A 22,527-nucleotide genomic window follows, 5' to 3' on the forward strand; every position below is an offset into this window, starting at 1 on the left:
TGCTCTGAGGGAGAGAAACATGCTGGGTCGGCTCAACCATGTCGCGATCGCGACCAAGGATGCCGTCAAGGCTGCAAAAATCTACGGCGCCGCGTTCGGGGCGCAGATCTCGGAGGCGGTCGCGCTGCCCGAGCATGGCGTCACCACCGTGTTCGCGACGCTGCCCAACACCAAGATCGAGTTCATCGAGCCGCTCGGCGAAGCTTCTCCGATCGCAAAGTTCCTGGAGCGCAACGCGGACGGCGGCATCCACCATGTCTGCTACGAGGTCGTGGACATCATCGCCTCGCGCGACACCTTGGTGAAGGAGGGCGCCCGGGTGCTCGGCGACGGCGTGCCGAAGATCGGCGCCCACGGCAAGCCGGTGCTGTTCCTGCACCCGAAGGACTTTTCCGGCGCGCTGGTTGAAATCGAGCAGGCGTAAGGCCGTCCCATGGCCATCCAGATATCGACCGCGATCGCGATCTACTTCGTCATCTGGTGGGTCGCGCTGTTCCTGACACTGCCGTTCGGCGTGCGCAGCCAGCACGAGGACGGCGTGGGCGCGCCCGGCACCGATCCCGGCGCGCCGATCCTGACGCGGATGGGACGCAAGCTGATCTGGACCACGATCATCTCGGCGATCATCTACGGCGCGGGCCTTGCCGCCTATCACGCCGGCTATCTCTCGATCGAACGCCTGTCGAAATTGATGGGCATGCCGTTCTAGACGTTCTTTGCTGACGATATTGTTTTGGGGGAACGAATGACTTTTCAGAGGATCGTCGTTGCGCTTCTGGTGCTGATCGTCGCCGGTCTTGGTGCCATCGGCTATTTCGAGTGGAAGATGGCCGTCCAGGTGCGAACGCTGAAGGCGTTCGTCGAGGGCTATGTCTTCAACGAGGCCGTGATGGCCTGCGAGCAGGCCAAGAGCTCGACGCCGTTCAAGTGGAACGGCGGCAAGAGCACCTCGGTAATCGGGCTGAACTCGGTCAAGCTGGACAAATACAACGTAAGCGCCAGCTACACGCTGGTGGCGGACGGCGTCTATTGCGATTACGATCCGATCAAAAGAAAGGCCGGGATCGGCTCGAGCTTCCTGGAGCGGGAGTAACGATCCGGCCCATATTTATGGGGTAGGATCGTCATGACCGGGGACCAGGCAGGAGACTATCGGATTCTGCATGAGGCGGCGCTGCGGGACTATCTCGCGGGCCTTCCGGACCTCAAGGCGCTGCTCGGCGGCGATCCCGCATCCTGGTCGATCACCGAGGTCGGCGACGGCAATCTCAATCTCGTCTTCATCGTCAAGGGCGACCGCGGCGGCGTCGCCGTGAAGCAGGCGCTGCCCTATGTCCGTCTCGTCGGCGAGAGCTGGCCGCTGCCGCTGTCGCGGGCTCATTACGAATATCTCGCTTTGTCGCGGCAGGCCGAGCTCGCGCCCGGCCTCGTGCCGGCGCTGCTGCATCACAACGAGAAGCTTGCGCTGACGGTGATGGAGCTGCTCGAGCCCCACATCATCATGCGCAAGGGGCTGGTCGCGGCGACGCAATACCCGCGCTTCGCGGGCGACATCACCACCTTCATGGCGCGCACGCTGTTCTTCACCTCAGACCTCGCGCTGTCCGCGGCCGAGAAGAAAGAGGGCATCGCCGCGTTCGCCGGCAACCATGCGCTGTGCAAGATCACCGAGGACCTGATCTTCACCGATCCCTACCGCATCGCCGAGCAGAACCGCTGGACCGCGCCTTACCTCGACGGCCTGGCCGCCTCGTTGCGCGACGACATGGACCTGCATGTCGCGATCTCCCGGCTGAAGCTGAAGTTCATGGCAAGCCCGGAGGCGCTGCTCCACGGTGATCTCCACACCGGCTCGATCATGGTCACGGGCAGCCAGACGCGGGTGATCGACCCGGAATTCGCATTCTACGGCCCGATGGGGTTCGACGTCGGCGCCGTGCTCGCCAATCTGCTGATGGCCTATTTCGCCTCCGCCGGTCACGAGCGCGCGCCGGGCGAGCGGGCCGCGTTCGAGGGCTGGGTGCTGGAGACGGTCGAGCAGGTCTGGACCGAATTCGCCGGCAAATTCCTCGACCTCTGGCGCGCCGGTGCTTCGGGCGATGCCTATCCGGTCTCGCTCTTCGCCGGCGAGAAGGGCGCCGCGCGCCTCGAGGCGGAGCGGCAGGCCTATATGCAGCGCCTGTTCGCGGACACGATTGGCTTCGCCGCGGCCAAGACCATTCGCCGCATCTTCGGCCTCGCCCACAACATCGATTTCGAGCTGATCGAAGACCCGAAGAAGCGGGCGATCAGCGAGGCCCGCGCCGTGCGGCTGGCGAGGGCGATGATGGTGGAGACGGGGGCGTTTCGGACGATCGCTGACGTCACAGGCGCCGCGCGAAAGCTGCGCGACTGGATGCCGGAGTTTGCGAACGGCTAGAGGCCGATGCGCTTCAATAAAGCCGCATCGGCAGCAGGACGCCGTCTGTGCCGGCCAGCAGACCCCAGGTCTCGTTGGCCGCGACCTCGAACTCCCGGCTCGCTGCCGCACCGCCGTCGACCTTGAGCGTGACCTTGTATTTGCCGGGCGGCAGATCGATCTTCTGACTGTCCGGTATTTCGGCTGCGGCAGCGTCGGAGTTCGTCAAGTTCTCGCCGGCGTGCGCCGCCAGCTTGATGGTCTGGTCGGCGACGGTGATGACCGCCCCCTCGTCCGACTCGTTGCCGAGCATCAGCTTTGCCTGCCTCGGCCTCGGCAGGAGGCCGGCATTCGCGATACCCGGCTTGCGCAGCGAAAGCTCGGCGATTGTCCTGTCGTTCTGACGGGAAAGCCGGAGCAGGACCGGTCCACGGGGCGTCGTGAAGGTGATCACCGCCCGGTCTGGTTCGACCACCGTCTCGATCCAGCCACGCTTGCCGAGCTCGGCGCGATAGAAGCCGAGCACCGCCGCGAGATCGCGCGGGGTCTCGGCGTAGACCGACGTGATGAACGGCGAATTCTTCGCCGTAGCGATGCTCCAGCTCTCTGGCAGTGGCAGACCGGTGCCCTGGGAAACCCTGGCTTCGAAACCCGCACCTGCGCCCCGTGCGACCGCTCCGACGGGGATTCTGAGCAGTCGTTCGACGAAATTATCCGGAGTGTCATGGCCCCGGACCGCCCACCCCGTTTCGTCAAGATAGTCGTTCACGCCGGTGGTGCGACTCCAGCCGAACCGGATGCTGTCCGCCTCGCTGTACCGGCCGAGGCTGGCCGCGACCGGGCTTGCCAGCACGGCCGTGGCGGCGACCAGGCCGCCGATAAGCAAAGCACCCAGCGTTCGGCTTTTCATGTGCGGATTCCCATCTCGACGAGATCACTGGGCTGAAGGCCCTTGTCCTGAGCTTGGTCGCATCGATCACGCCGGACGTTCACCGCTCGTAGATCGTTGTTTCCGCTTCCGATTCTCGACGGGTTGAGAGGGTCGCCGCAAGCTACGGCTTCACCTGAGGGCTCGCCCCCCGGGCGGGCGTCTCGAACGAAGCGTTGCAAGGAACTGCGGCATCCAAGGCGAAAAGAGGAGCTTGCACTCGACGTGCCGCGAGTGGTCAACTCCGTGACTGGAATATGCCTGCAGTGCCGGAGGGGACATGATGTTCAGGATTGTGGCGATCGTCGCTGGGTTGGGACTGGCGCTCGCCGGATCGGTGGAGGCTCAGACTCCGCGCAAGGGCGGAACCATCCGGATGACGGCGCCCTACGGTTCCAGCTTCACCAGCCTGGACATTCACACCACGCAGCGCGCCCAGGACGAGATCTACGCCAAGGCGCTGCACCGGTCGCTCTACATCTGGAATTCCGCGGAAGGAAAGCCCGTCCTGGAACTCGCCAAGGAGGATGTTGTCTCGGGCGGAGGCCTCGTTCACACCTTCAAGCTGCGTGACGACGCCTATTTCCACAATGGCCGCAAGATGACGGCCGACGACGTCATCTGGTCCTACAACCGCATCATGGACGGCGCCAAGGCCTATCCCGGCGCGCGCTTTGTCCGCGTGATCGAGGGCGCCGCCGCGGTCGAGAAGGGCCAGGCCAAGGAAATCTCCGGCCTGAAGAAGATCGACGACTTCACCCTCGAGATGAAGCTGACCGAGAAGGTCGATCCGGGCTTCTACTTCTTCACCGCGCTGACCTCGATCTATCCCGCCGACGAGGCCGCGAAGGATAGCTTCATCCAGAAGCCGATCGGTCTTGGACGTTCAAGTTCGTCGAGCACGTGCCGGGATCGCGCATTGTGCTGGAGCGGTGGGACCGCTTCTACAAACCCGGCAAGCCCTACGCCGACAAGGTCATCGTGTCGGTCATGGGCGAGGCCGCGGCGCGCGATGTCGCCTTCCGCAACAAGGAGATCGACACCTCGGTGCTGGGACCTGCGCAGTATGTCGCCTACCAGTCCGACGCCGACCTCAAGGGCACCATCGTCGAGGTCGCCGAGGTCTTCACGCGCTACATGGGGATGAACACCGCGTTCAAGCCGTTCGCCGACAAGCGCGTCAGGCAGGCGATCAACTATGCGATCGACACCGACCTGATCATCAACAAGCTGGTCAAGAACAAGGCCTATCGCGCCACCAGCTGGCTGCCGCTGACCTCGCCGCTCTACGACAAGACCATGAAGCCCTATGCCTTCGATCCGGCCAAGGCCAAGCAGCTGCTGACTGAGGCCGGCTATCCCTCTGGCTTCGAGTTCGAATGGACCACCAGCCAGAACGAGAGCTGGGGTTTGCCGATCGTCACGGCCGTCATCCCGATGCTGGACAAGGTGGGCATCAAGGCGAAGGTCAAGCAGGTCGAGACGGCGGTGCTGGCGGAGGTGGTTCGCAGCGGCGACTACCAGGCCTTCATCTATTCCCAGCAGACCGGCCCGGATCCCCAGGCCGCGCTGAAATGCTTCCACTCGTCGACGCCGCAATCGGCGTGCAACTACATGAACTTCAAGAACGCCGATTTCGACAAGCTGATCGACGAGGCCGGGCAGACCGACGACGCCGCAAAGCGCGGCCAGCTGCTGCAAAAGGCCAATGCGCTGCTCTACGAAGAGGCGCCGGTCTGGTTCTTCAACTACAACAAGGCGGTCATGGCGGTGCAGCCGTGGCTCAAGGGGGTCCAGCTGAACGCGACCGAGCTGACCCACCAGAACGTCGAAGACCTCTGGGTCGACGAAACCTCGCCCGCGAAGTGACACCCGCTCTCGCGCTCCCTCCCTCGCGACAAGCGATGGAGGGAGCGAGGAAAAGTGCCGATGCTCTCCTTCCTGATCCGTCGCCTCCTGCAAACCATTCCGACCGTGCTTGCCGTGGTGATGCTGGTCTTCGTGCTGTTCAGCGTGGTTCCCGGCAGCATCGCCTCGACCATGAGCGACGACGTCGATCCGCAGGTCGAGGCGCGCATGAAGAAGCAGCTCGGCCTCGACGAGCCCGTCTACCTGCGCTTCGGCTCCTATATCGCGAAGCTCGCGACCGGTGACTTCGGGAACTCGTTCCGGACGCGCGAGCCGGTCACGACCATGATTGCCAAGCGGATGGGGCCGACCCTGCAATTGATCTTCGCGTCCATGGCATTTGCGGTCGCGATCGGCGTGCCGCTCGGCTTCGTCGCGGCGTTGCGGCCTGGTGGTGTCGTCGACAGCGCGGCGATGGTCGTGGCGGTGTCGGGTCTTTCAATGGCCAAGTTCTGGCTCGGACTGCTGCTGATGTACCTGTTCGCGTTGAAGCTCGGCTGGCTGCCGAGTTTTGGCTATGGCGATGGCGGCCTCAAAAATCTGATCCTGCCGGCCGTGACACTCGGCGTTTCGCCGATGGCGCTGCTGGCGCGAACGACGCGCGCCGCAGTCCTCGAGATCATGCACGCCGACTTTGTCCGCACGGCGCGATCGAAGGGCATGAGCGAGACGCGCGTCGTGAAGTGGCACGTGATGCGCAACGCGCTCGTCCTGATTCTCACGACAATGGGCCTGCAATTCGGCGCGCTGATGGGGCAGGCGGTCGTCGTCGAGAAACTGTTCTCCTGGCCCGGCATCGGCTCGCTGCTCGTCGACAGCGTCCTGCAACGCGACATTCCCGCCGTCCAGGGCTCCATCCTCGTGGTGGTGCTGTTCTTTCTCGCGATCAATCTGCTGATCGACCTGCTTTACGGCGTGATCGATCCCAGGATCAGATACGCATGAAGCTCCGCGCCAATCTCGTCATCGGTGGTGCCTTGTTCGCGCTTGCGATCCTGGTCGGCCTGCTCGCACCCTGGCTGGCGCACACCGATCCCGTCCTGGACGCCAATTTGATGAATGCGGAAGAGCCCCCGAGCTGGACCTGGTGGTTCGGGACCGACGGGCAGGGCCGCGACATCTATTCCCGCGTCGTCTACGGCGCGCGCATCTCGCTGACGGTCGGCATCGTCTCGCAGCTCATCAACAGCGTCATCGGCGTGGCACTGGGCCTGAGCGCCGGCTATTGGGGCGGCTGGTGGGACGATGTCGTCAACGGACTGACCAATCTGATGCTCGCGATCCCCTCGCTGATCTTCGCGCTGGCCATCATGGCGGTGCTTGGACCGGGCCTGACCAGCCTGCTCATCGCACTTGGGCTGACCAACTGGTCCTTTACCTGCCGGATCGCGCGGGCCTCGGCGCTGTCGCTGAGGAGCCAGGGCTACGTGCAGGCGGCAACCGTGCTCGGCTACGGCGATCTGCGGATCATGATCACGCAGCTCCTGCCGAACATGCTCGGACCCATCATCGTCATCGGCACGCTTGGGATGGGCAGCGCGGTCTTGTCCGAAGCAGCCCTTTCGTTCCTCGGCCTCGGCGTCCGCCCGCCTTTTCCGAGCTGGGGCAGCATGCTGTCGGAAGCCCGCGACCAGATCACGACGGCGCCGTGGCTCTCGGTCTTTCCGGGCCTTGCCATCTTCCTGACGGTGCTCGGCCTCAACCTGCTCGGCGACGGCCTGCGCGACATTCTCGATCCGCAATCGCGGAGCCGGCGCACATGACGGGCCCGCCGCTGATCGAAGTCGAGGATTTGCGCATCGATCTCGACGACGGATCGCGGCGCGTTGCGGCGGCCGAGGGCATCTCGTTCCGCATTGATCGTGGCGAGACGTTCGGCCTGGTCGGCGAATCCGGATGCGGCAAGAGCATCACGGCGCTCGCCTTGATCGGCCTGTTGCGGCCGCCGCTGTCGATCGGCGGCGGCGCCATCCGGTTTGAGGGGCGGGAGATCCAGCACCTTTCCGCGGCCAGGCAGCGGGAGCTGCGCGGCAATCGCATCGCCATGATCTTCCAGGAGCCGATGACGGCGCTCAATCCGGTCTCGCCTGTGGGGCGGCAGATCGCCGAGATGTTCGTGCTGCACCAGGGCAAGAGCTGGCGGGAAGCAGACCGGCTGGCGGTCGAGGCGCTGGCGAGCGTCCGCGTCCCCGCGCCCGAGCGACGCGTCAAGGATTACCCGCACCAGCTGTCGGGGGGCATGCGACAGCGCGTGATGATCGCCATCGCGCTCGCATGCGGTCCGGACCTTCTGATCGCCGACGAGCCGACCACCGCGCTCGACGTGACCGTGCAGGCCGAAATCATCGAGCTGATGCGGAATCTGTGCGCCGAGCGAGGAACGGCCATCCTGATGATCAGCCACGATCTCGGCCTGGTCGCCAATGTCTGTCGCCGCGTTGCCGTCATGTATGCCGGCCGCATTGTCGAGGAGCGCGGCTCGGCCGATATCTTCCGGGCGCCCTCGCACCCCTATACGCAAGGCCTGGTCGACTCGCTGCCGCGGCTGGGCAGCCGCGCGGCGCTTGGCCGTACCAGGCTCCAGGAGATCGCGGGCGTCGTGCCGGCGATCACGGCTTTCCCTGATGGCTGCAGGTTCAATCCGCGTTGCGCGCGGGCGACCGATATTTGCCGGACCGCGGCGCCGGAGACGACACGGCTGGACGCGGGCGGTCTGGTGAGGTGTCACCACCATGCATGAACCGCAAGAAAGGCCTGGTGAGGCGAGGCCGGATGACGATGTCATTCTCAGCGTCGAGGATCTCGCGGTCCATTTTCCGCTGGGAGGCGGCTTGCTGGGCCGCGGCCGGCGGCTGCTCCGTGCCGTCGACGGTGTCGATCTCAGGCTGAAGCGCGGCGAATGTCTCGGCCTCGTCGGCGAGTCCGGCTCCGGCAAATCGACGGTCGCATTGTCGATCCTTGGTCTGTTGGGGCCGACGCGCGGCCGCATCGTGCTGGACGGACAGGTCGTAACGAACAGGCAATCCGGCGATCGCAAGGCGCTGGCCCGCATCGTGCAGATGGTCTTCCAGGATCCGTACGCCTCGCTCAACCCGCGCCAGACCGTTCGTCGCACGCTTGAAGATCCGCTGCGGGTGCATGGCGTCACCGCCGCAAGCGAGATCGCAGACCGCGTCGCGACCATGCTCAAGCATGTGGGATTGCGCCCCGAACAGGCGGGCCGCTACCCGCATGAATTCTCCGGCGGCCAGCGCCAGCGCATCGGCATTGCGCGCGCCCTGATCCTCAATCCCAAGATCGTCATCTGCGACGAACCGGTGTCGGCGCTCGATGTCTCGATCCGCGCCCAGATCATCAACCTGCTGCTGGAACTAAAGGAGACGCTCGGCCTGTCCTACATCATGATCAGCCACGACCTCGGCGTCGTCGAGCACATGAGCGACCGCGTCGCCGTGATGTATCTCGGCCGTATCGTGGAGAATGGCGACTGGCGCGAGATCTTCGAGCGGCCGGCGCACCCCTATACGCAAGCCCTGATCGCAGCCATCCCCGATCCGCTGCGCCACGCACCGCTGGCGACGACAGGGGGCGATCTTCCCAATCCGCTCAATCCGCCGAATGGATGCGCGTTCAGCCCGCGCTGCCGTCACGCCGAACCCGTGTGCCGCCAGGAGCCCGGTCCGTCGCTGGAGACGCGTCCCGACGGGCACGCGGTGCGGTGCTGGCGGGCTGACGAGATTGCGGGGCAGGCGGCATTGGCCTCGACCGAAAGCGGACATCCCTAGAATGGAGGGCGCGTCCGTTGCCGGATCCCAAGTTCGCCGGCTGCCAGCGCTCGCAGCGTCAATTTCTGTGGAACGTCGATGCCCGCTTTAGTGCGCTGACCATGGCCATGAGATTGACGGTCGCGGCTTCTTGGCCTCGGGCCGCTCCGGGGTTCGCGCCGGCCTTTGCGCTTGGACGACATTGGCCGACTGCCGCGGACGTGGCAGCGGTATGTCAGGCACCGCTTTGGGCTCTTCAGAGCTCAGCGTTGGTGACGCTTCGGGCATCGTCTTTGGTTCTTCGGGGCTCGTCGTTGGTGACGTTTCGGGGATTGCCTTTGGTTGTGAAGCGTTGGCGATGACGCGGGCGAGCTGGTCCTGACTTGCGTTGAGCCGCTCGGTGAGCGTCTGGCTTTCGCGCGCCATTTGCATCTGATCGGCCTTGATCTGGAAGATGATGCCGTTGTTGCGCTCCGATTCCTCTCGACTCGCCCTGAGTTGGCTTGCCAGATTTTCATTGTCGCGGATCAATTGTTCCTGCCTCGCCTTAAGCTGTTCGACCGTTTGGCTCAAGGCAGCGAGATCACGCGCCATCGGTTGAAACTGCTGCGACAACTCGGAACGCAGGACAACGGCGCTCGGCTCGACCGCCTCCGGCGCGGCGCGAGCCAGAGGTGCTGGGTCGGAGGGAGGCATCTTTGCTGCATCAGCGGAGAATGACCACCACCAGGCAACCACACCAAGGGATACCGCCAACAGGAATCCGACGAAAGCCACATATCGCCAATCCGCCTGAAGCGTTGCGAGGGTGATGGGGGACCGCTCGATGCTGATCGGCGCGGCCGAAGAACTGACTCCTGCTTCGCGTGCTAGGTTCGACAGTTGCTCCTCCAAGCTTGCGATCTGCCCTTCCACGAGCCTGTCGTCTAGCATGGAGTTCATTTGATGCTCCGTATCAAAATGCAATGGCAATCGCGCGAGAGCGATCCGCGCATCCGCGCTACGGCGAGCGAACACTCAACGCATCGGTTCTTGGGCCTGCGAGGATTGTTTCTTGCCAGCCCGCTCGGTGTTGATTTTTAACGCAGCCGAGGAGGGCGGAACTATGTTCGTACTTGGAGAACTATGGAAGGAGTACTGACCCTTCACCGCCTGCTTCGCGTTCGCGCGGTCGGACGCCGGCGCCGAAGCGCCGGCGTGCCGCCAACTTTTATTGGGCAGAAATGCCCACCGTTGCTTGCGACTTCACAACCGGCGGCGGATTCCATTTGCCGGTCAGCGCTTCCGACTTCGGCGCGTACAGGCGCATGGTCAGATTGAACGGCGCCTTCGGTGCAGGAAGCCAGTTGGCTTCGAGCTCCTTGCCGGGGCTCGCGTTCTGGAAATAGAGGTCGAGCGATCCATCCGCATTGTACTTGAACGGCATCCAGCTGGAGACCGCAAAACGGTTCAGCGTGTTGCCGACCTGGAAGCCGTCCTGATCGTAGAGCGTGATCGACCAGAACGCGTTGACAGGCGGCGTGGCGCCCTTCTCGAAGGTGACGGTGTATTTGTTCGCGCCATCGAGCGGCTTACCGGTGTCGTCGGCGAGATTGAGCGGATAGATGGCATCCTCGACCACGTTGGCGCCAAGCCCCTGCTGCGCGACAATGGCCCGCTTCAGGTAGTAGTTGCCGTAAACACCCATCGTGTCGGTGTTCATCCCCCAGCCGTTGGCAACCCGCGCCAGCGTCGGCACCTTCCAGGCCATCAGCTTCTGCGCGTCCTGCGGTGCGGTCTCCAGCGCCCTTTGCACGGCCGGGTCGAGCTTGCCGATGTCAAAGCTCTTGCCGGGCTCGATGCCGATTTTCTTCATCTGCGCGAGGATCGGTTCGTCGGTGACGTGAGGCGGATGCAGCTTCAGCAATTCCGCGGCATAGGCGAAATACACCCCCGCCGTCATGGTATCGACCTGCGTCTTTGGCGGCGTCTTCATGTCGACGCTTGGGTCCGGCTTGAATTCGACCGGCCTGGGCGTTTTGCCATACTCGGAAAGCAGGGTGACCTTGTAGCCGGCCTGGATCTTGTGGACCGCATCATAATCCGGCGGCCCGTCGGTCTTAGTCCGGCCGATCAGCCAGACGTAGGGCGTTGGCGCGTCGATGCGCTGGGTGTCTTTTGGAAGCTTGAACTCCTCGGCGAATCTGTCCCGCAGATCCGGCCGCCAGTTCGCCGGCGCCACCAGGAACGTCCCGGCCTTGGTGCCCGTCGTGCGCCAGCCCGGCGATGCGAAGACGTCCGTCCACATGTCGAGCATCGGCAGCAGATAGTAGCGCCCATCGGTATCCGGTGCTGAGATGACAACCGGCTCCTTGGTCATGTCGAGCCAGGAGGCCGAATACAGCGTATCGAAGTTGGACCGCACCACGCCTTTGAAATCCGCCGGCGGGTATTCGGGCACGTTGACGAACGTGTTCATCGGTCCCCTGAAATCGGTCGTGCCGTTGGTGAATTGCTTGCGGGATACATCCATCGACATGATGGAGTAGAAGTAAACATAGGCGTCGACCGCGATGGCGTGCGCCTCCTGTTCGGTGATCGGCGGCGCCGATTGAGCCAGTGCTGCGGGTGCCGTCGCCGCACCAAGGCAGAGAGACAATGTCAGTGGCAGGAATCCTCGAAACATCTCGAACCTCCTCTGCTGATGATTGATTTGGATTTACGGCTTCGTTCAATTCTCCTTGTCCAACGTCAGAATCGTCTCGCCTCTCGTGACGGTCGAGCCCGGCGAATTTTCGATCAGTTGATCCACATCATATCGCCGGGACCTCGACCCACGCGTCGCGCGCGTTCCCCGCGTCTTCGTTCGTCTCAATGACAGGGTGGAGGCGGGGCTGCCGCGTTCTGGGCGAACGCTGTTTCGGTCCCGCGCAACGGCGCGGTTACGGTGAGCATTCCGAAAATCTGATTCAGTATTGTGTTACGCATGACATCATTCCTTGTACAAAAAACTACGGAACGACTTGAAACACTCGTGCTTGGGCGCGCCATTGCGAGGCAATGTGCAATGCATCAAACGCCTGACGGCGTATTCGGAAATCGAAACGAGGCGTGGTGGAAACGTTGCAACGAGGCGATTATAGATAGTTCTGGAAAGCTCCTTGCGAATGGAACGCTAGCACAACCGCCCAGTGAGGACCAGCCTTGGTCGTTATTTTGTGCCTCTACTTCGTCGCGCTATGGGCCGGCGTGGAGGCGAACCGGAGCACGCCGCGCTAAGGTGGGGGTCGGGCGCGGACAACGCCGGTGTTTCTGCTATAGTGCGACATTCGAACTCGCGGGGCGGCCGCTTCAAGGGTTGAAATCATGCACAGAGCATCTGGATCATTACTGTTTGCCATCGCTTTTATTCTTCTTGGTCCGCAAGCGCGCGCGCAGCAAATTCCGGCCGAAACGATTCAGGGAATGCTGGCGGCCCAGATCCGCACACAAGGCTTCACTTGCGAAAAGCCACTCGGCGCAAGGAAGGATGCGAAGTTGTCTCGACCTGATCGCGACGTTTGGGTTCTGAAATGCAGCAACGCCATGTACAGGATCTCGCGCGTTCCCGACATGGCGGCAAAGGTCGAACCGCTCCGCTGAGCTCGACGCTCTCTACGGATTGGCGCCGTGATGGAATTGCGCCGGTGTTTTGCCCGACGTGTCGAACGTCCTGGCGGCGAGGGCTCAAGCCATGCCTCACGGTCGTCTCAGCTCCCGCTGATGCCGACCAGGCGAGGGCGGCGGTTTGCGAGCGGGTTCTCGGCCGGCAGGGCGCGCAGCCATTCGCGAAAACTGACGATCTCGGGACAATCCGCGGTGCCTTCAGGCGCGATCAGCCAATCGCCGAGGCCCGACCCCTCGTTGAGCCGGTCGCAGCGATAGCCCGGATGGCGGCTGAGGCCGCGGGCAATCAGCAGGTCCACCTTGCCCTCGACCAATTCGTGCAGGCCGGCGGGCTGCAGCACCCGCAAACCGATGTCCGCATGCGCGCTGCGAAACTCCGCCAGATCGAGGCGGCGCAGGTCGAAGCTGCCATGGACTCCCAGTTGCAGCAGCACAGTACCTGACGGTTTCAATTGCGAAGTCGCCTCCGCAATATGGCGAAAGCCTTCGGAGACCCCGGGCAGATAGGCCTGACCGGCCGCCGTGAGGATGAGCTGCTTGTGCAGCCGCTCGAACAGCTGCACGCCGAGGCGTGCCTCCAGCGCCTTCACCTGCTGCCCCACGGCGGCGGGTGTCACGTGTAGCTCGTGGGCGGCGAGCTTGAAGCTGAGATGCCGTGCGGCGGCCTCGAAGGCGCGGAGCGCGTTGAGCGGGGGAAGGGCGTAGGTCATTGCGCCGCAGTTTGACACCGATGGGTCGTGGCCTTGCAATAGATTTTCTTGCGCTGAACCGCAGGAATGATGCTTTGCGCCGAGGCGATGTCGCCGGTTACGGTCAGCCCGCAATCCGGAGAAACCCCATGCCCTCAGCTCAAATCGTCAGCCACAATCCCGCAACCGTCCATGCTCCCGCCGGTGGTTACTGCATGGGACTTGAACTGAAGCAGCATCGCCGCCTGTTGTTCATCAGTGGCCAGGTGCCTGAGAAAACCGACGGCACCGTGCCCGAAGGTTTCGAGGCGCAATGCGCGCAGGCCTGGCGCAACGTCATCGAGGTGCTCGCCGCCGCGGGCCTTGGCGTCGAGCATCTGGTCAAGGTCACCACGTTCCTGACCGACCGGGATCAAGTCGTGACCAACCGCACCATTCGTCGCGCGGTGCTCGGGGAACACCAGCCCGCGTTGACGGTCGTGATCGTCGAGACCGTTGACAGCAAATGGCTGCTGGAGATCGAGGCGATCGCCGCGGAATGAGGCCGGCTTCGCCGACCTTGCAAACAGCCAAGTATGTCAGGTGCCAAATGGCCGAGAACATCCATCCCTTCTACGAGACGCATCGGGGCGCAATGGAGGCCGCCATGCGCGATCGACTCGACCTTGCCGAGCCGATGCTCTGCGAGCGCGCGCATCTCACCGACATCGGCGGGATCAGACGGGAGGTGATGGACGAATTCGAGATCGTGCTCAGTCAAATGCCCTATGTCGGCGGCGCGGCAAGTCGCATGAGCGATTTCTTCATGCGTCTCATGGGCTTCATGGCCATCAGCCGGGTGCTGCGGCGACACGGCGTGCCGCTGGCCGTGATCGGCGAGATCGAGCGGGAAACCCACAAGGCGCAATTGCTCACCGTCCCCGAAACGGAACGTCTCGCCTCGGGCCGTCAGTTCATGTCGCCGGAGAACCAGGCTTTGCTGCGCGCGCAGGCTGCAGGAAGTGTTACTGAAAGCCATCAGGAAGAGTTTCCGGAGGATTTCGTTTACGATTTCGTCGAGCCGGGGCCGGATGACAATTTCGAGTTCGGCATCAACTACAAGGCTTGCGGCTTCTGCAAATTCGCGGCTCGCCATGGCGACAAGGACATCCTGCCGAATATCTGTGGACTTGATTTCGACGCCTATGCAACGCGAGGCATCCGCCTGGAGAGGACACAAACCTTGGCCGGCGGCGCGAGCCACTGCAATTTCCGATTCTCGCGGCTGCCGTCGGAGTAGAACCGTCACACTGAGGTGGCCGCTTCTTCAGCGGCCCTCGAAGGGCGACGGCCCGGCTGCATCTCGGCCGTTCATCCTTCGAGGCCCCCTTGGGACGCGTTGCGTCCCATGCCTCGCACCTCCAGCGACAACGGCTTCGCCGTTGCGCGGGGATGTTCGCTTTAAGCGTCAGAGCTTTTGGGGAGAGCTGCAACGCACGCGCCGGCCGCCCATGATTAGATCCTGCTCCTGTTTTGCCCGACGAGTCAAATGTCGGTGCGGTCGCACTCGCGCAGTCGCATGTTTGGTAAGCGACTGAACTTCCTCACAGTGTCTACTGTGCATGGGGTTGTTTTTGCAGTTTTTGTTTCGAGGGCTGGCTACTCCGCCGCTTTCTCCCTCAGCCGCTGGGCGTAGACGTTGATGATCAAGGCCGCCAGCAGGATCAGGCCACGGATCAGGATCTTCAAAAAGCTGTCGATGTTGACGTGGTCGAGGCCGTTATTGAGAACACCGAGAACGAAAAGCCCGACGATGGTGTTGCCGATGCCGCCGCGGCCGCCGAACAAGCTGGTGCCGCCGACCACGACGGCGGCGATGGAGTCGAGCAAATAGGTGTCGAACTCGTTCTGCTGCGCGCTGCCGAAATGGGCGACGCCCAGCATGCCGCCGATGCCGGAGCACACCGCCGAGATCACCATGACGGCGCCGAGGATGAGCTTGACGTTGAGGCCGGAATATTCGGCGGCCTCGCGATTGCCGCCGACCATGTAGACGTAGCGGCCGAAGCGCGTGTAGGTCAGCACCAGATGGCCGCCGAGCAGCATGATGGCCGCGACGATGACGATCCAGGGGATGCCGCCGATCGATCCCGAGCCGAGCGTCGTGATCAGGCTAGGCACCTTGTAGGCGATCTGGCCGCGCACCAGCAGCGCCGAGATGCCGGCCGCGATCTGCATCATCGCCAAGGTCATGATGAAGGAGGGGATGCCGATCACGGTCAGGCCCAGCGCATTGACGAGGCCGAGCAGGGCGCAGAGCAGGATCGACAGGATGATCGCAACCGCGCCGGGCAGGGGGATGTTGGCGATGTTGACGTAGGACTCCTGCAGCGTGAAGTAGGCAACCGCGATGCCGGTGACGTTGGCGATGCTGGCGATCGACAGGTCGATCTCGGCGCAGAGGATCACGAAGGTGAGGCCGACGGCGATGATGCCTGTCACCGACACCTGCGTCAGGATGTTGCCGAGATTGTCGAGCGTGGCGAAGGAGGGGCTGGCGAAGGCGAAGAAGGCGGACAGGAAGATCAGCGTCAGGAACGGCGCGATGTTGCGCATCTGCGAGCGCAGGAAGGGCGCCAGACCGCGCGCCCGATGAGCTTCAGCAAAGGCCGTCTCACTGCTCGCCATGGTGCTTCTCCGTCACGCCGCTTCCAGCAGGCGGTCCTTGCTGACCGGCTCGTTCGAAAATTCCCGCACCAGTGCGCCGCGCTTGAGCACGAGGATGCGGTCGGCCAGCGACAGCACCGTCTCCGGCTCGGTCGACAGCACGATGATCGCGAGCCCCCTGGCGCGAAGGTCGCGGACGATGTTGATGACGTCGTTCTTGGCGCCGACGTCCATGCCGCGGGTCGGCTCGCACAGCACCAGCAGCTTCGGCGGATAGGTCAGCCATTTCGCCAGCGCGACCTTCTGCTGGTTGCCGCCGGAGAGCATGCCGAGATCGAGGCCGACCACCGGCGGCCTGATCTGCAATTGCTCGACCTGGCGCCTGGCGATGTCGCGCTCCTGTGCCGGCTTGAGCAGCAGCGACGAGATGCGATCCAGAATGCTGATCGAGATGTTCTTGTAGACCGGCTCCTGGTGAAACAGCATGTCGCGCCGGCTCTCCGGCACCAGCGCGACGCCCGCGCGGCGCGCAGCCGCCGTGCTGGCGAAGGTCTTGGGTTTGCCCTCGACGGCGAGCGTGCCGCCGTCCGGCTTCAGCTTGCCGAACAGGATGCGCGACAGCTCCTGCTGCCCGCAACCCATGAAGCCGTAGATGCCGAGCACCTCGCCGGCGCGCGCCTCGAAGGAGATGTCCTTGAGGCTGCGCGCCAGCGAGAGCTGGTCGACCTTCAGCACCACCGAGCTGCCGCTCGGCTGGGGCAGCATCAGATCGTCGGTGTAGCTATGCTCGAGCGCTTCGCCGCCGCGGCCGATCATGGCCTCGATCAGCGCGCCCTTGCTGGTCGCCGCGCTCGCTGTCTCCGCGACCTTCCGTCCGTTGCGGAACACGGTCACCGTGTCCGACACGAGCAAGATGTCCTCGATGAAATGCGAGATGAAGACGATTGCGGTGCCTTCCTCGCGCAGGCGCCGGAGCGTCGCGAACAGCCGCTCGACCTCGGGCGGGGAGAGGGCGGAGGTCGGCTCGTCCAGGATGACGATGCGGGCGCCGGAGAACAGCACGCGGGCGATCTCGATCAGCTGCTGGAGCCCGATCGGGAGGTCGCCGAGCCGGCTCATCGGATCGACGTCGATGCCGAAGCGGGCAAGCTGCTCGCCGGCCTCGCGCGCCATGCGCCGCCACTGCACCAGACCGAGGGCGTTGGTCGGTTGGTTGCCGAGGAAGACGTTCTCCGCGACCGTGAGGTCGGGCGCGACAGAGAGCTCCTGGTGCACCATGGCGATGCCGGCCGCATGCGCGTCGCGCGTCGAGCGGAAATGGGTCTCCTTCCCGTCGAGCAGGAAACGGCCGGAGAATTCGGTGTGCACGCCGGCGATGATCTTCATCAGCGTGCTTTTCCCGGCGCCGTTCTCGCCGACGAGACCGTGGATCTCGCCGGGATGAAGCGCGAAGTCGACACCACGAAGCGCCTCGACGCCGCCGAAGCTCTTCGTGATGCCTTGCAGTTCCAGGATGGGCGAACGATCCTCTCGCATTGCAGATTAGATCTTGGAGGCTCAGATCAGGAAGTGATCCTGCATCCACTGCATCCCGGCGGCGTTGGCCTTGGTCACGACCGGGCCGTCGGTGACGACGTTCTTCGGGATGCCCTGTCCGCTCTTCTCGCCGCCGACGACGGCGGAAACGCCCGCGATGATCGCACCGCCATGGATGCGGCAGGACGGATTGCGCACGGTCGCGAACATGCGGCCCTCGCTCACCGCCTGGATTGCCGGCGGCATCGCGTCGACGCCGCCGATCAGGATGTTGGTGCGGCCCCGCGCCTTCATGATGTTGGCAGCCGCCAGCGCCATGTCGTCATTGTGGAAGAACGCCGCGTCGATCTGCGGATATTTCGTCAGATAGGTTTCCCAGAGGCGCGCGGTCTTCGAGACGTCCCAATCGGCCGGCTGGGTGTCGAGCACCTCGATGCCGGGAAATTGCTTGACGACGTTGTTGAAGCCCTTGGCGCGGCCCTGCGCGCCGGTATGGCCGAGCGCGCCCTGCGTCATGATGATCTTGCCCTTGCCGCCCATGGCGTTGCACAGCGCCTGCGTCACCGAGGCGCCCATGAACTCGTTGTCGGGAGCGAGGAAGGAGTGGACGTTGATCTGGTCGAGCGGAGCAATCAGCGTGTCCATGTCGATCACGGGCGTGCCGGCGTCGATCATCTTCTGCACGGGCTGGGTGAGGGTGCCGATGCCGAAGGCCTGGATCGCGACGAAATCCCATTTCTGCGAGGCCATGTTGTCGATCGCGGCGCGCTGCTTCACCGCATCGAGCTGGCCGTCGAACCAGGTGACTTCGACGTTGAACAGCTTGCCCCAGAATTCCGCGGCCTGCTTGCCCTGCGCACACCAGGTGGCCTGGAGGCCGGCGTTGGAGAACGCCGCCTTCAGCGGCTTCTCCGATCGTCCGACTTCGGCCGCCAATGCGGGGTTTATGCCCATGCTGCCGAGGATGGCAGTTGCGGCGCCGGCGGTCGCTGCCGCCTGAAGAAGATCGCGCCTCGTCGTCGAGAAATCTTTCGTCCCGGACATCGCTCGCTCCCATAGATTTTGGCGTCGGCGCGTCATTGATTGCGCGACCGAGGCGGAAAGTGTCTCACAATCGAAGAGTTCACGCCACCCAATCTGCGATTGCGCGCAACGTCGCGGCGAGCCGTGGTGGTGCAGCGCAAAGCGTCAGGCCGGAACGGTGACGTATGCCTCGATGTCCGTCAGCAACGTATCCCAGGCCTGCGCGATCTCGGCCGACCATGCATCGCCGAGCAGGTCGCGCAGGGTATCCCTGATGACCGCGAAGAACGCGATGAACAGCTCGCGCGGCGTGCCATAGGCATCGTGCGAGACGACTTCGCAGGCGATCAGCCGGAAATGTCCGCTGCGCGTCCCGGCGAAATCGAGGATCGCCTCGATCGTCAGCGCAAGCATCGATCCCTTCACGAGCTCGCTGCCCTGCGAGCGGAACATCGTCCGCGTTTCCGGGTATTCGTCGAAAAGACGCCGGTAGACCAGCGGCGTGAGATCCGCGCAGCGCGAGGCCGCGCGTTCAAAGCTCTGTTCGATCGGATTGGGGGAGATAGTCATCGGCGTAGGCGCCATGCAGACAAAAAAAGAGCGGGGCCCTAGCCCCGCTCAAAAATTGTGTCGACCCTATTATCCCCGATTCTAAGATTTGCTCTTGATTGACGGGGCGACGCTGCGTTTTGCGCGCCAGGGGCTCCTCCCGAGACTTGGACCACCAGACTTCGACCTCTCGGCCAGCCTGAGCAAGAGGGATGCTAGATCAACTTTTCTCACTTGTCATCATTTTCGGCAACGATTGTTCAAAATAAGAGCAGTTAACGAAACGATCGGGCTTTTAGCCATGTAAGCATATGACAAATATAAGAAATCTGTGGATGGGCGGGGCGGATCGGCTGCCTCAAATGCCGGACCCGCCCCCGGATGGGGCGCCCCGACCACGGTTTTCGGCAAATTTGCGCTGGATCAAGAAGGCGGCGGAACTGACCTCGACTCAGGTCCCGGCGCGGTGTTTAGTTAGCGCACGAACGAATGGTTCGGCGGATGCGCGCACGGCTGCAAAAATTCCTACCCCTGGTCCTGCTCGCCCTGGCGATGCAGGTGCTGGCGCCGATCGCCGCCTGCTGGGCGGCTGGCCAGGCCGTGGCCGATCCGCTGTCGGCCGCCGTCATCTGCCACAGTGCGAATGAACAGGGCGGCCTGAACGATCAGACCGGCACGCCAACCGCGCATGGCGCTGCGTGCGCGCTCTGCTGCCTGGCCCAGGCCAATGCGTCGCTCGATTTGCCGCCAGAGGTTGCGCTCGCCATTCCCTTCCGCCATGCCGAATGTGTGGCGTGGCACGTGGCGGACGCATCCGCTGTTTCCGTCCATAAGGACGGAAGTGCTCAGGCGCGCGCGCCTCCTCGATTTTCCTGACGACCCTCGGTGTCGCCGCGGTCCGTCCGCTGGCGATTGATGCTGTCGAACAGCCGGGAAGAAAGCCGGCGTCAGGAATGCCTCATGTTACGTTGCCATGCCCGCCGTGGCGTGAGCGTCGTTGCCGTTCAGGCCGCGCTGCTTGCGTCGTCGAGCGGAGCCTTCGCCCAAAGCAGCAGCGCAGTGCTGCCGCCGGTGACCGTCGACGCGCCGGCTGCAGTGAAGCCCAAGCCACGCAAGCCGGCCGCTAATACGGCTGCCGCCAGGAACCGGTCGGCAAAGCCCGCCGGCGAGCGCGCGGCTCCCGCCGTTGCCAGCGAGCAGGGAGCGGCCAGCGCCCGAGCGTCGCTGGATCCGCCGGCCGCCGTGGCGCGCTATCAATTGCCGCAGCGCTCCTTCAGCGTCACGGCGAAGGAGGTCGATGAGACGATCAACCTCAAGGACCCCGAGGACGCCGTCAAATACATGCCGAGCCTGTTCGTGCGAAAGCGGAACGACGGCGACAACCAGGCGGTGCTCGCGACGCGAAGCTGGGGGCTGAACTCCAGTGCGCGCACGCTGGTCTACTACGATGACCTCCTCATCTCGGCGCTGATCGGCAACAACAACACGAACTCCTCGCCAAGATGGAACCTGATCTCGCCGGAAGCGATCGGGCGGGTCGATTACCTCAACGGTCCGTTCGCGGCCGCCTATCCCGGCAATTCGATTGGCGGCGTGCTGCTGATCACGTCAAAAATGCCGGACAAGCCGTTTGCGGTCGCCAAGGAAACGGTCTCGGTGATGCCGTGGAATCAGTACGGCACCAAGGACACCTACGTGACCAGTCAGACCAGTGCGGCCGCGGGTAATCGCGACGGCGCGCTGTCCTGGCTTGTCAGCACCAATTACCTCGACAGTTTTCAGCAACCGTTGAGCTACACAACCTTCGGCACCACGCTTGGGGTAGGACCTGCCGGCACGACGGGAACGATCGCCGCCCCGAACAAGGCAGGTGGTGTCGCCAATGTCGTCGGCACCGGCGCGCTGGCGCATTCGCAGCAGACCTCGGGCAATCTGCGGCTCGCCTACGACATCACGCCGCTGGTGCAGGCGACGTACTCGTTCGGCATCTGGAACAATCACCAGACCTCCGATCCGCAGACCTATCTGAGGTCGACTGTGACGGGTCTGCCGACTTTCGGGGGCGTCAGCAGCTTTGCCAACAGCAAATACACCTGGGATCAGATCCATGTGAGCAATGCCGTCTCGCTCAAAAGCGATACCAAGGGTGTCTTCGACTTCGACCTCGCGGCCTCGAGCTACAACTATCTCCAGGACATCCAGGTCAGTCCCTATACGGTCTCGCCGTCGCCGGGCCTTGGCTATTCCCTGAACGGCAAGGTGACGCGGATGGATGGCACCAACTGGCAGAACGCCGACGCCAAGGGCATCTGGCGTCCGCTGGGCTATGACGGCGCGCACGAGGTCAGCTTTGGCATCCACGGCGACCGGTACCGGCTCGAAAACCCGGTCTATGCTTCGAACGTCTGGTATAACACGCCATCGACGGGCAACGGCCAGCTCTATTCGACCGGCGTCGGCGAGACGCGCACTGGGGCTTTGTGGGTGCAGGACGCCTGGAAGATCATCCCGACTGTCAAGTTGACACTCGGCGGACGGCTGGAGAGCTGGCAGGCAGTTGAAGGCTTCAATCTCAACACCATGGCCACCAGCGCCGGCGTCATCACGTCCGTTGTGCCGACATGGCAACCGGGGCTGTCCTCGACCAACTTCTCGCCGAAGGCGTCGCTGTCATTCGATCCGAACAAGGACTGGAATATCACGGCGAATTTCGGTGAGGCGTACCGCTATCCGACGGTCACCGAACTCTATCAAAACATCACCGTCAACGGCGTCACCTATCTTGCCAATCCGCTGCTGTCGCCGGAGCAGGATTTCACCGGCGAGCTCAATCTTGAGCGGCGCTGGGTGGATGGTCGGGTGCGGCTCACGGTATTCGGCGAGCGGACCAACAATGCACTGATCTCACAGTCGACCACGGTGACCGACGCAAGTGGGGCGCAGTCTGTGCAGACAGCGATCAGCAACGTCGCCGCGATCCGGATGCAGGGCGTAGAATTGTCTGCCGACAAGGATAACGTTCTCATCGCGGGCTTGCAGGTGTTTGGTAGCGTGACCTACGTCGACTCGCGGATCATCTCCGACCCGAGCTGGAAGGGCGCGACCACCGTCGTCGGCAAGCGCGTGCCTTACGTGCCCGACTGGCGCGCCAAGTTCGGTGTCACCTACAGGCCGAATGAGAATTGGGCCTATACGGTCGCGGCCCGCTACAGCGGCAAGCAGTACTCGACGCTGGACAACACCGACCGCATCTCCCACGTTTACGGCGCGTTCGATAACTTTTTCGTTGTGGACTTGAAGATGCACTATAACGCGACGAAGAATTTCGCGTTCGACTTCGGCATCGATAATCTCTTCAACGAGCAGTACTTCCTGTTCCATCCGTTCCCGGGGCGAACCTTCGTTCTCGCCGGCAAGTACACGTTCTGAAGGGTGGGGCGA

The 22,527-nt window shown here is 63.5% G+C and carries 21 protein-coding genes and 1 pseudogene; 14 read left to right on the forward strand and 8 right to left on the reverse strand.

The window, feature by feature from the left end; genetic code table 11:
* The first annotated feature begins 19 nt into the window (after nt 1-19).
* From mce to mtnK, 4 genes are read left to right on the forward strand one after another with little or no spacing between them, the layout of a single operon-like run.
* The gene (gene mce / locus EI171_RS23235; RefSeq protein WP_011087668.1) at nt 20-424 is read left to right on the forward strand and encodes a methylmalonyl-CoA epimerase; all 405 of its coding nucleotides are present in this window, start codon (nt 20-22) and stop codon (nt 422-424) included.
* A 9-nt stretch (nt 425-433) separates the two neighbouring features.
* Nucleotides 434-709: a DUF1467 family protein gene (locus EI171_RS23240; protein WP_011087667.1), complete on the forward strand. Its 276-nt coding sequence runs from the start codon at nt 434-436 to the stop codon at nt 707-709.
* Between the two features lie 36 nt (nt 710-745).
* Nucleotides 746-1,093, forward strand: coding sequence for a hypothetical protein (locus tag EI171_RS23245; RefSeq protein ID WP_011087666.1), 348 nt, complete (start codon nt 746-748; stop codon nt 1,091-1,093).
* A gap of 33 nt (nt 1,094-1,126) precedes the next feature.
* A complete protein-coding gene (gene mtnK / locus EI171_RS23250) occupies nt 1,127-2,419 on the forward strand; it encodes an S-methyl-5-thioribose kinase (RefSeq protein WP_161534774.1) in 1,293 nt (430 codons plus the stop codon).
* Between the two features lie 13 nt (nt 2,420-2,432).
* On the opposite strand, the gene EI171_RS23255 is transcribed toward mtnK, so the two are convergent.
* The gene (locus EI171_RS23255) at nt 2,433-3,308 is read right to left on the reverse strand and encodes a hypothetical protein (RefSeq protein ID WP_161534775.1); all 876 of its coding nucleotides are present in this window, start codon (nt 3,306-3,308) and stop codon (nt 2,433-2,435) included.
* Nucleotides 3,309-3,606: 298 nt separating this feature from the next.
* Between EI171_RS23255 and EI171_RS23260 the strand changes: the two are divergent.
* The 5 genes and pseudogenes from EI171_RS23260 to EI171_RS23280 all read left to right on the forward strand — a co-directional run bounded on the left by EI171_RS23260 (nt 3,607) and on the right by EI171_RS23280 (nt 9,019).
* A pseudogene (locus tag EI171_RS23260) lies at nt 3,607-5,195 on the forward strand (ABC transporter substrate-binding protein).
* Between the two features lie 60 nt (nt 5,196-5,255).
* Entirely contained in the window at nt 5,256-6,179 is a 924-nt protein-coding gene (locus EI171_RS23265) for an ABC transporter permease (protein ID WP_161537061.1), read from the forward strand.
* Nucleotides 6,176-6,997, forward strand: a complete 822-nt coding sequence (locus EI171_RS23270) for an ABC transporter permease (RefSeq protein ID WP_011087661.1) — start codon at nt 6,176-6,178, stop codon at nt 6,995-6,997. Before EI171_RS23265 ends, EI171_RS23270 begins: the two co-directional genes overlap by 4 nt.
* Entirely contained in the window at nt 6,994-7,974 is a 981-nt protein-coding gene (locus EI171_RS23275) for an ABC transporter ATP-binding protein (protein ID WP_028171724.1), read from the forward strand. The genes EI171_RS23270 and EI171_RS23275 overlap by 4 nt, the downstream gene beginning before the upstream one ends.
* On the forward strand, nt 7,967-9,019 hold the full coding sequence (locus tag EI171_RS23280) for an ABC transporter ATP-binding protein (protein WP_161534776.1): 1,053 nt from the start codon (nt 7,967-7,969) through the stop codon (nt 9,017-9,019). Before EI171_RS23275 ends, EI171_RS23280 begins: the two co-directional genes overlap by 8 nt.
* Nucleotides 9,020-9,106: 87 nt before the next feature.
* Here EI171_RS23280 and EI171_RS23285 read toward each other — a convergent pair whose 3' ends face one another.
* Together EI171_RS23285 and EI171_RS23290 are read right to left on the reverse strand one after the other, a co-directional pair.
* Entirely contained in the window at nt 9,107-9,940 is an 834-nt protein-coding gene (locus tag EI171_RS23285; protein ID WP_161534777.1) for a hypothetical protein, read from the reverse strand.
* A 268-nt stretch (nt 9,941-10,208) separates the two neighbouring features.
* Nucleotides 10,209-11,663 carry a DUF1254 domain-containing protein gene (locus tag EI171_RS23290; RefSeq protein WP_161534778.1) on the reverse strand — a complete coding sequence of 485 codons (1,455 nt, stop codon included), beginning with the start codon at nt 11,661-11,663 and terminating at the stop codon, nt 10,209-10,211.
* Between the two features lie 680 nt (nt 11,664-12,343).
* Between EI171_RS23290 and EI171_RS44845 the strand changes: the two genes are divergently transcribed.
* Nucleotides 12,344-12,619, forward strand: coding sequence for a hypothetical protein (locus EI171_RS44845; RefSeq protein ID WP_202632999.1), 276 nt, complete (start codon nt 12,344-12,346; stop codon nt 12,617-12,619).
* Between the two features lie 107 nt (nt 12,620-12,726).
* On the opposite strand, the gene EI171_RS23295 is transcribed toward EI171_RS44845, so the two are convergent.
* Nucleotides 12,727-13,353, reverse strand: coding sequence for a LysR family transcriptional regulator (locus tag EI171_RS23295; protein WP_011087656.1), 627 nt, complete (start codon nt 13,351-13,353; stop codon nt 12,727-12,729).
* Nucleotides 13,354-13,481: 128 nt separating this feature from the next.
* Here EI171_RS23295 and EI171_RS23300 point away from each other — a divergent pair, with 128 nt between their 5' ends.
* Entirely contained in the window at nt 13,482-13,874 is a 393-nt protein-coding gene (locus tag EI171_RS23300) for a RidA family protein (protein WP_161534779.1), read from the forward strand.
* A 47-nt stretch (nt 13,875-13,921) separates the two neighbouring features.
* Complete coding sequence (locus EI171_RS23305; RefSeq protein WP_161534780.1) at nt 13,922-14,611, forward strand: L-2-amino-thiazoline-4-carboxylic acid hydrolase; 690 nt, start codon at nt 13,922-13,924, stop codon at nt 14,609-14,611.
* 359 nt (nt 14,612-14,970) lie between these two features.
* On the opposite strand, the gene EI171_RS23310 is transcribed toward EI171_RS23305, so the two are convergent.
* The 4 genes from EI171_RS23310 to EI171_RS23325 form a co-directional block, all read right to left on the reverse strand.
* Nucleotides 14,971-15,999: an ABC transporter permease gene (locus EI171_RS23310; RefSeq protein ID WP_161534781.1), complete on the reverse strand. Its 1,029-nt coding sequence runs from the start codon at nt 15,997-15,999 to the stop codon at nt 14,971-14,973.
* A gap of 12 nt (nt 16,000-16,011) precedes the next feature.
* A complete protein-coding gene (locus EI171_RS23315; RefSeq protein ID WP_161534782.1) occupies nt 16,012-17,514 on the reverse strand; it encodes a sugar ABC transporter ATP-binding protein in 1,503 nt (500 codons plus the stop codon).
* Between the two features lie 21 nt (nt 17,515-17,535).
* Nucleotides 17,536-18,558, reverse strand: coding sequence for a sugar ABC transporter substrate-binding protein (locus tag EI171_RS23320; protein ID WP_007610940.1), 1,023 nt, complete (start codon nt 18,556-18,558; stop codon nt 17,536-17,538).
* A 144-nt stretch (nt 18,559-18,702) separates the two neighbouring features.
* Nucleotides 18,703-19,107, reverse strand: a complete 405-nt coding sequence (locus EI171_RS23325; protein WP_161534783.1) for a globin — start codon at nt 19,105-19,107, stop codon at nt 18,703-18,705.
* Nucleotides 19,108-19,587: 480 nt separating this feature from the next.
* Here EI171_RS23325 and EI171_RS23330 point away from each other — a divergent pair, with 480 nt between their 5' ends.
* Nucleotides 19,588-19,962: a DUF2946 domain-containing protein gene (locus EI171_RS23330; RefSeq protein WP_202633000.1), complete on the forward strand. Its 375-nt coding sequence runs from the start codon at nt 19,588-19,590 to the stop codon at nt 19,960-19,962.
* A gap of 84 nt (nt 19,963-20,046) precedes the next feature.
* Nucleotides 20,047-22,515, forward strand: coding sequence for a TonB-dependent receptor (locus EI171_RS23335; RefSeq protein WP_246740251.1), 2,469 nt, complete (start codon nt 20,047-20,049; stop codon nt 22,513-22,515).
* Nucleotides 22,516-22,527: the final 12 nt, after the last annotated feature.

Origin of the sequence: Bradyrhizobium sp. LCT2 (assembly GCF_009931255.1) — a bacterium.
GTDB classification, from domain to species: Bacteria; Pseudomonadota; Alphaproteobacteria; order Rhizobiales; family Xanthobacteraceae; genus Bradyrhizobium; species Bradyrhizobium diazoefficiens.